Source organism: Actinoplanes utahensis (assembly GCF_016862455.1).
Lineage (GTDB): Bacteria > Actinomycetota > Actinomycetes > Mycobacteriales > Micromonosporaceae > Actinoplanes > Actinoplanes utahensis.
In genome coordinates, this window is the sequence record NZ_BOMZ01000089.1 from 171,410 (window position 1) to 177,656 (window position 6,247).

Annotated in this window: 6 protein-coding genes; all 6 read left to right on the plus strand. The window is 70.7% G+C overall.

All coding sequences use genetic code 11. The features are described from left to right. Positions 1-39: 39 nt before the first annotated feature. The 6 genes from Aut01nite_RS31975 to Aut01nite_RS32000 all read left to right on the plus strand — a co-directional run bounded on the left by Aut01nite_RS31975 (position 40) and on the right by Aut01nite_RS32000 (position 6,070). Entirely contained in the window at positions 40-1,080 is a 1,041-nt protein-coding gene (locus tag Aut01nite_RS31975; RefSeq protein ID WP_043525112.1) for a glucose 1-dehydrogenase, read from the plus strand. 94 nt (positions 1,081-1,174) lie between these two features. Next, a complete protein-coding gene (locus tag Aut01nite_RS31980; protein ID WP_043525113.1) occupies positions 1,175-2,734 on the plus strand; it encodes a methyl-accepting chemotaxis protein in 1,560 nt (519 codons plus the stop codon). Positions 2,735-2,744: 10 nt separating this feature from the next. After that, entirely contained in the window at positions 2,745-3,596 is an 852-nt protein-coding gene (pdxY, locus tag Aut01nite_RS31985; RefSeq protein ID WP_043525163.1) for a pyridoxal kinase PdxY, read from the plus strand. Positions 3,597-3,675: 79 nt separating this feature from the next. Beyond that, positions 3,676-4,494 (plus strand): basic amino acid ABC transporter substrate-binding protein, encoded by an 819-nt coding sequence (locus tag Aut01nite_RS31990; protein ID WP_063958774.1) that lies wholly within the window; start codon positions 3,676-3,678, stop codon positions 4,492-4,494. Then, positions 4,491-5,279 (plus strand): amino acid ABC transporter permease, encoded by a 789-nt coding sequence (locus tag Aut01nite_RS31995; RefSeq protein ID WP_173476678.1) that lies wholly within the window; start codon positions 4,491-4,493, stop codon positions 5,277-5,279. Before Aut01nite_RS31990 ends, Aut01nite_RS31995 begins: the two co-directional genes overlap by 4 nt. Positions 5,280-5,284: 5 nt before the next feature. Next, positions 5,285-6,070: an amino acid ABC transporter ATP-binding protein gene (locus Aut01nite_RS32000; protein WP_043525166.1), complete on the plus strand. Its 786-nt coding sequence runs from the start codon at positions 5,285-5,287 to the stop codon at positions 6,068-6,070. Positions 6,071-6,247: the final 177 nt, after the last annotated feature.

A 6,247-nucleotide genomic window follows, 5' to 3' on the forward strand; every position in this document is an offset into this window, starting at 1 on the left:
AACATATTCCGGAATGGATTTCGACAATGCGGAGGACTCATGCGAGCATTGACCGTGGTTCCCGGCGTGCCCGGCAGCCTGGCCCTGCGGGACATCGCCGACCCCGCCGCCGGCGACGGCGACATCCTGGTGGAGACGCTCGCGGTCGGCCTGTGCGCCACCGACGCCGACATCGTGGACGCGGAGCTCGGCGAGGCGCCGAGCGGCTCGCGGCGCCTGGTCATCGGCCACGAGAGCCTGGGCCGGGTGCTGTCCTCCGGCGATTCCCGGCTGCGGCCCGGCGACCTGGTCGTGGGCATCGTCCGGCACCCCGACCCGGTGCCCTGCCCCGCCTGTGCCGCGGGCGAGTGGGACATGTGCCGCAACGGCGGGTACACCTCGCGGGGCATCACCCGGCTGCACGGTTTCGCCAGGGAACGCTGGCGGTCCACCGCCGAGGCGCTGATCCCCGTCGCTCCCCGGCTGGGACGGGCGGGGGTGCTGGTCGAGCCCGCTTCCGTGGTGGCCAAGGCCTGGGAGCAGATCGAGCGCATCGGGGGGCGCGCGTCCTTCCACCCCGGCGTCGTCGTGATCACCGGCGCCGGGCCGGTCGGACTGCTCGCGGCGATGATGGCGACCCAGCGCGGCTACCGGGCGCACGTCTTCGACCTCGTCACCGAGGGCCCCAAACCGGACCTCGTCCGGGCGCTGGGCGCCCGGTACCACACGGATCCGGGCGACCTCCCCGCCGACGCCGACATCATGATCGAGTGCACCGGCTCCGCCGAGGTGATCGCCGGGCTGCTCGACCGCGGTGGCCCCGGCGCCATCACCTGCCTGCTGGGCATGTCGCCGGGCCGGGCGGTCCTCCCGGTCGACGTGGCCGCGCTGAACCGCCGCCTGGTCCGCCAGAACGGCGTCGTGTTCGGCAGCGTCAACGCCAACCGGCGCCACTACGAGGCGGCGACGGCGTCGCTGACCCGCGCCGACCCCGGGTGGCTCGACCGGATGATGACCCGCCGCGTCGCGCTGGCCGACTACGCCGAGGCGTTCCGGCGCCGCCCCGGGGACGTGAAGACCCTGATCGAGGTCGCCCACTGAGCATCGCGGACGCCGAAGGCTCAGCACCGGGCCGTCCGTGCCGACAACACGCATAGTGCGGAATCCGCCGTACGAATCACCGCCAGGAGTGTCAATGCCGCGTCTCGCCGACCTCAGTGTGGGCCGAAGGCTGTCGTCGATCGTGGTGATCGGCCTGGCCGTGGCCGGGGCGGTGACCACCATGGGTGTCCGGTCGCAGACCGACCTGACCACCCAGGCGGAGACGCTGCGCGCCTACACCGCGACCAAGGCCGCCCTGAACCACCTGGACACCCGGGAGAGCGAGCTGAAGGTGGACGCCTACCGGGCCGCCAACGGCGACGACACGACCGGGGACGCCGCCGACGACGTGGCCTCGGCGGCCGAGGCGCTGGCCGCCGCCGGACAGTACGACCTGCCCGGCGGTGTGGACGCCCAGATCGACGACGTGGCGTCGAGCGTCGAGGCGTTCAGCGACTTCGTGACCGATTTCGTGGCCGGCGCGAAGCGGAACCCGGCCGGTGTCGCCGCCCGCTACGCCGACATCGCGACCCAGAACAGCATCGTCGACGACAAGCTGGAGGCCATCCACGAGCAGCTGGACGCCGAGATCGTGGTGCAGCAGGCGGCGATGGCCGACACCCGGGACTCGGCACGGTTCTGGATGCTGCTGACCTGCGTGCTCGGCATGATCTGCCTGGTCCTGCTGTCGGTGCCGCTGGTCCGGTCGATCCTGCGGCCGGTCCGCCGGGTCGCGCAGATGGCCGCCGCCCTGTCCCAGGGCGATCTGACGCAGCAGAGCGGCATCACCGCCCGCGACGAGATCGGCGTGATGGCGGCCGCCCTCGACAGCGCGGTCGCGACGCTGCGGGCCACGATGCAGGACATGGCGGCGAACGCGGACACCCTGGCCGGCGCGGCGACCGAACTGTCCGCCACCAGCTCGGAGATCGCCGGCGCCACCCAGCGCAGCAACACGCAGAGCACGAACGCGTCCACCGAGGCCGGCGAGATCTCGCGCAACGTGCAGACGCTCGCCGCCGGTGGCGAGGAGATGAACGTGGCGATCCGGGAGATCGCCGAGAACACCAGCCGGGCGGCTCAGGTCGCCGGGCAGGCCGTCACCGAGGCCGGCCTGGCCTCGGCGAGCATCGAACGTCTCGGCGCCTCGTCCGCCGGAATCAGCAACGTCGTTCAGCTGATCACGTCGATCGCCGAGCAGACCAACCTGCTCGCCCTGAACGCGACCATCGAGGCGGCCCGGGCCGGGGAGTCCGGCAAGGGGTTCGCCGTGGTGGCCTCCGAGGTCAAGGAGCTGTCGCAGGAGACGGCCCGCGCCACTGAGGAGATCGGCAGACTGGTCGCCGCGATCCAGACCGACACCGGCGGCGCCGTCGAGGTGATCAACCGGATCACCGAGGTGATCGGCGCGATCAACGACTACCAGACCACCATCGCCAGCGCCGTGGAGGAGCAGACCGCCACCACCACGGAGATGTCGCGCAGCATCGCCGAGGTGGCCGCCGGCGCCGAGCGGATCGCGGACAGCATCGCCGAGGTGTCCCGGGCCGGTGATACGGCCGTCGACGGGGTCAACCAGACCAACCAGGCCAGCACCGAGGTCGCGAACACCGCCGAGCACCTGCGCGTCCTGGTCGGTTCCTTCCGTGTCTAGGGTGGGATCCATGAAGGTTCTGTCCATCCAGTCGGCGGTGGCCCACGGCCATGTCGGGAACTCGGCCGCCGTGTTCCCGCTCCAGCGCATCGGCGTCGAGGTCGTCCCGGTTCACACGGTGAACTTCTCCAACCACACGGGCTACGGCGCCTGGCGGGGCCCGCTGATCCCGCCGCCGGAGGTGGCGGAGGTGCTGCTGGGGGTCGAGGAGCGGGGCGTCTTCCCGCAGATCGACGCGGTGCTGTCCGGTTACCAGGGCGGCGCGGGCATCGCGGACGTCATCATCGACGCGGTGCGCCGGGTGAAGGCGGCGAACCCGGCGGCGGTGTACGCCTGCGACCCGGTGATGGGCAACGCCAAGTCGGGCTGTTTCGTCGCCCCGGAGATCCCGGTCCTGCTGCGCGACCGGGTCGTCCCGGTGGCCGACATCATCACCCCGAACCAGTTCGAGCTGGGCTTCCTGACCGGCACCGAGCCGGCCGACATCGCGTCGACCCTCGCCTCGGCCGACCTGGCCCGTGCCATGGGCCCGTCCACCGTGCTGGTCACCAGCGTGGAGCGGCCGGACCGGGAGGCGGGCACGATCGAGATGCTCGTCGTCGACGCGGCGGGCGCCTGGATCGTGACCACGCCGCACCTGCCGTTCAAGGCGAACGGGTCCGGCGATGTCACGGCCGCCCTGTTCACCGCCCACTACGTGGGTACCGGGAACGCGGCGGTGGCGCTGGAACGTACCGCCTCCAGCGTCTTCGACCTGATCGAGACCACCTACCGTTCCGGTGAGCGGGAGCTTCGGCTGATCCAGGCCCAGGAGTTCTACGCCACCCCGCGCATGCAGTTCACCGCCGAGCGGTTGCGCTGACGATCTCACCCCTGACGGATCGACCCTGGTGGATTAGCCTGAGACGGTCCGCGGTGGCCCGCTGTCGGGGGAGAGACGCATGAGCATGTTCGGACGCAGGCGCGGCGCGGCAGTGCTGATCGCCGCCGGGATGCTGGCGGCGGGCGCCGCCGGCTGCGCCAAGGAGGACACCGGCGGCGCCAGCGAGAGCGGCGTGCCACTGATCAAGGCCGGTGTGCTCACCACGTGCACCCATCTGCCGTACGCGCCTTTCCAGTCCAAGGACCAGACCGGCGAGGTCGTCGGTTTCGACGTGGCGCTCATCGACCTGGTCGCCGCCAGGCTCGGCGTCACCCAGGAGATCATCGACACGCCGTTCGAGGGCATCAAGTCCGGCGCCGACCTCAACTCGGGCAAGTGCGACGTGGCCGCGGCCGGCATGACCATCACCGACGAGCGCAAGCAGGTCCTCGACTTCTCCGACCCCTACTTCGACGCCACCCAGGCGCTCGCCGTGACCACCGGCAAGACCGTCAAGACGATCGAGGAGCTGACCGGCAAGCGCCTCGGCGTGCAGGGCGGCACCACCGGCGAGGACTACATCAAGAAGCAGGTCGCGGAGAAGAAGCTCGACATCGAGGTGGTGTCGTACCGGGACCTCGCCGCTCTGCAGCAGGCCCTCGCCACCAACCAGGTCGAGGCCGCCGTCAACGACCTGCCGGTCTGGAACGAGTACATCAAGGCCAACCCCGGCAAGGTCGAGGTCGCGGCCGGTTTCGCCACCGGCGAGCAGTACGGCTTCGCCGTCAAGAAGGGCAACGCCGCACTGCTCAAGACGGTCAACGAGGCGATCGCGGCGGCCCGCTCGGACGGCACCTACGACAAGATCTACTCGACCTGGATCGGCGAGAAGCCTTGAGCCCACGCCGCCGGCGGCAGGTCGCCCGCGTCATCGGTTACGTCCTGTTCGCCGCGGCGGTGCTGGGCGTCGTCGTCGCCGCCGACTGGGGGCGGCTGGCCGACGCGTTCTTCCGGCTCGACATCGCCTCCGGGATGTTCCCGGAGGCGATCACCGTCGCGCTGCGCAACACCATCGCGTACACGCTGCTGGCGTTCGTGTTCGGTCTGACCCTCGGGCTCGCGCTCGCGCTGATGCGGCTGTCGTCGATCCTGCCGTACCGGTGGTTCGCCACCGCCTACATCGAGTTGTTCCGGGGGCTGCCGGCGCTGCTCGTGCTCTTCATGGTCGGGTACGGCGTACCCCTCGCCTTCCCCGACCGGGAGATCCCCGGCGGCGTCTACGGCTCGGTGACCGTCGGTCTCGGCCTGACCGCCGCCGCCTACATGGCCGAGACCATCCGCGCCGGCATCCAGGCCGTCCCGAAAGGCCAGCTGGAAGCGGCCCGCACGCTCGGCATGTCGCACACCCGCGCGATGGTCTCCATCATCCTGCCGCAGGCCTTCCGGATCGTCATCCCGCCGCTGACCAACGAGATCATCCTGCTGACCAAGGACACCTCCCTGGTGTACGTCCTCGGCGTCACCGCGACGACCATCGAGCTGACCAAGTTCGCCGGCGACACCCTCAACACCCGGGTCAACCCGACCCCGCTCGTCGTCGCCGGCCTGCTCTACCTGGTGATCACCCTGCCGCTGTCCCAGCTGGTCCGCGGGCTGGAACGCCGGGCCGGAAGGGAGAGGTGACCACGATGTCCACCATCGAGATCAGCGGGCTGCACAAGTCGTTCGGCGACCTGGAGGTGCTGCGTGGCATCGACCTCGCGGTCGAGCCCGGTGAGGTCGTCTGCGTCATCGGCCCGTCCGGCTCCGGCAAGTCCACCCTGCTGCGCTGCGTCAACCTGCTCGAAGAACCCACCTCCGGCTCGATCCGGGTGGCGGGCGTCGAGGTCACCGACCCGGACTGCGACATCGACGCCGTACGCCGCGGTATCGGCATGGTCTTCCAGCAGTTCAACCTGTTCGGCCACCTGACCGTCCGGGAGAACGTCACCATCGCCCAGCGCCGGGTGCTCAAACGCGGTCGCGCCGAGGCCGCCCGGATCGCCGCCGCCAACCTGGAGCGGGTCGGCCTCTCCGACAAGGCCGGCGCCTACCCCGCCCAGCTCTCCGGCGGCCAGCAGCAGCGCGTCGCGATCGCCCGGGCCCTCGCGATGGACCCGCGGCTGATGCTCTTCGACGAGCCGACCAGCGCCCTCGACCCGGAACTCGTGGGCGAGGTCCTCGCGGTCATGCGCGGTCTCGCCGACGAGGGGATGACGATGCTCGTGGTCACGCACGAGATGGCCTTCGCCCGGGAGGTCGCGAACCGGGTGGTCTTCATGGACGCCGGCGTCCTCGTCGAGCAGGGCCCGCCCGCCGAGGTCTTCGGCCGTCCCCGCGAGGAGCGCACCCGCGAGTTCCTGCATCGGGTGCTGGAGCCGACGCGGGTCAGCGAGACCGAGATCAGATCAAACCCCTTCCCGGGTACGGGGTGAGCAGTGTGACGTGGGTCGCGGACCCTCGATTTGATGCCGCGGCGGGCGATGAGTAATGTTGTCCGGGCCGCCAGGGAGACGGGCGAGCGAGCGGGACTCTTCGGAGGCCCGGAGCGGCCGTCCTGGAGGAACCCCCACTAAGATCGCACGAAGATCTTCGTGGTGCGTTTTTGTGGT

Excerpts from the sequence above, each read along its gene's own strand:
- Aut01nite_RS32000 (WP_043525166.1), top strand. The coding sequence starts at position 5,285 with ATGTCCACCATCGAGATCAGCGGGCTGCACAAGTCGTTCGGCGACCTG.
- Aut01nite_RS31980 (WP_043525113.1), top strand. The coding sequence starts at position 1,175 with ATGCCGCGTCTCGCCGACCTCAGTGTGGGCCGAAGGCTGTCGTCGATC.
- Aut01nite_RS31975 (WP_043525112.1), top strand. The coding sequence starts at position 40 with ATGCGAGCATTGACCGTGGTTCCCGGCGTGCCCGGCAGCCTGGCCCTG.
- Aut01nite_RS31990 (WP_063958774.1), top strand. The coding sequence starts at position 3,676 with ATGAGCATGTTCGGACGCAGGCGCGGCGCGGCAGTGCTGATCGCCGCC.
- pdxY (WP_043525163.1), top strand. The coding sequence starts at position 2,745 with ATGAAGGTTCTGTCCATCCAGTCGGCGGTGGCCCACGGCCATGTCGGG.